This is a genomic window from Curtobacterium sp. B8, from assembly GCF_000333315.1.
Lineage (GTDB): Bacteria > Actinomycetota > Actinomycetes > Actinomycetales > Microbacteriaceae > Curtobacterium > Curtobacterium luteum.
This window is the reverse complement of record NZ_BACW01000125.1, coordinates 1-1794: the sequence shown is the minus strand read 5'-3', so window position 1 is coordinate 1794 and position 1794 is coordinate 1. Positions and strand designations below refer to the sequence as shown.

Below are 1794 nucleotides of genomic sequence, written 5' to 3'. Positions count from 1 at the left end.
AGAAGGTCTCGCACTACACGGTGGACCGCGCTGCCGCCTACGACCAGCGATGGTCCGACCACGCCCCCGTGGTCGTCGACTACGAGATCTGATCCCCCCACCGCTCCAGCGCAACAGGACACCAGCATGGCCACGACCCGCATCTTCTCCGGCATCCAGCCCTCGGCCGGATCGCTCCACCTCGGCAACTACATCGGTGCGCTCATGCAGTGGCGGACGCTCCTCGACGACTTCGACGCGATCTACTGCGTCGTCGACATGCACGCGATCACCACCGCGCAGGACCCCGCCGAGCTCCGCGCGAACACGCGCGCGACCGCCGCCCAGTACATCGCCTCCGGCATCGACCCGTCGAAGGCGACGCTCTTCGTGCAGTCGCAGGTGCCGGCGCACGCGGAACTCGCCTGGGTGCTCAACACCCTCACCGGGTTCGGCGAGGCGAGCCGGATGACCCAGTTCAAGGACAAGTCGGCGCGGCAGGGCACGGACGCCGCGTCCGTCGGGCTCTTCACCTACCCGATCCTGATGGCCGCCGACATCCTGCTGTACGACACGAAGGTCGTCCCGGTCGGTGACGACCAGCGGCAGCACGTCGAACTGACGCGCGACCTCGCCGGTCGGTTCAACTCGTCCGGCCGACCGGAGGCTCCCCACGTGCCTGTGGGGAGCCTCCAGTCGGTCCACCCGGCTGTTGTGCACAGGGCACGGCGCAGGGTCGGTGACCACCGATAGCCTGGAGCGCATGAGCGCCGACGCCACGACCTACCGCCTGCCCGACGCCGGAGCGGTCATCAACGACCTGCCGAAGGTCTCGCTGCACGACCACCTCGACGGGGGGCTGCGGCCGGCGACGATCGTCGAGCTGGCGGACTCGTCCGGGGTGGCGCTGCCGACCACCGATGCCGACGCGCTCGGTCAGTGGTTCGCCGACCAGTCGAACTCGGGCTCGCTCGTCGAGTACCTGAAGACGTTCGACGTCACCACTTCGGTGATGCAGACCGCCCCGCAGCTGCACCGCGTCGCGAAGGAGTTCGTCGAGGACCTCGTCGCGGACGGCGTCGTCTACGGCGAGATCCGCTGGGCGCCCGAACAGCACCTGCAGGGTGGGCTGACGCTCGACCAGACGGTCGAGGCGGTGCAGGCCGGCATCGAGGAAGCGGTCGACGCGGCCGGCGGCACGATCCGGGTCGGGCAGCTCGTCACCGCGATGCGGCACGCCGACCGGGCGCAGGAGATCGCCGAGCTCGCGGTCCGGCACCGTGACCGCGGTGTCGTCGGGTTCGACATCGCCGGGGCCGAGGCAGGGTTCCCGCCGGCGAACCACCGTGCGGCGTTCGACTGGCTCGCGACGCAGCTCTTCCCCGTCACCGTGCACGCGGGCGAAGCCGACGGGCTCGCCTCGATCCGGTCGGCGCTCGTCGACGGTCGGGCGCTCCGGCTCGGGCACGGTGTCCGCATCTTCGAGGACATCGCGCTCTCCGACGCGGGCGACGGCTCCACCCTGGCGACGCTGGGCGAGGTCGCGTCGTGGGTTCGCGACCGCGAGGTCCCGCTCGAGGTCGCGCCCTCGTCGAACCTGCAGACCGGTGCGATCGCCGCGTGGGGCGACGAGCTCGCCGACCACCCGTTCGACGTGCTCTACCAGCTCGGCTTCCGGGTCACCGTGAACACCGACAACCGGCTGATGAGCAACACCTCGTTGTCGAAGGAGCTCGCGCTGCTCGCCGGCACGTTCGGCTACGACCTCGACGACCTCGCGGCGTTCCAGATCAACGCCGCGCTCGGCTCCTCCTG

2 protein-coding genes are annotated in these 1794 nt (G+C 70.4%); both read left to right on the top strand.

The window, feature by feature from the left end; all coding sequences use genetic code 11:
* Positions 1-126: 126 nt before the first annotated feature.
* Positions 127-732: a tryptophan--tRNA ligase gene (trpS, locus tag I59_RS03365; RefSeq protein WP_376764441.1), complete on the top strand. Its 606-nt coding sequence runs from the start codon at positions 127-129 to the stop codon at positions 730-732.
* A gap of 10 nt (positions 733-742) precedes the next feature.
* Positions 743-1794 (top strand): adenosine deaminase (locus tag I59_RS03360; protein WP_031272681.1); only part of this gene is annotated, 1052 nt, incomplete at its 3' end.

Coding starts and splice junctions, on each gene's coding strand:
- trpS (WP_376764441.1), top strand. CDS start 127: ATGGCCACGACCCGCATCTTCTCCGGCATCCAGCCCTCGGCCGGATCG.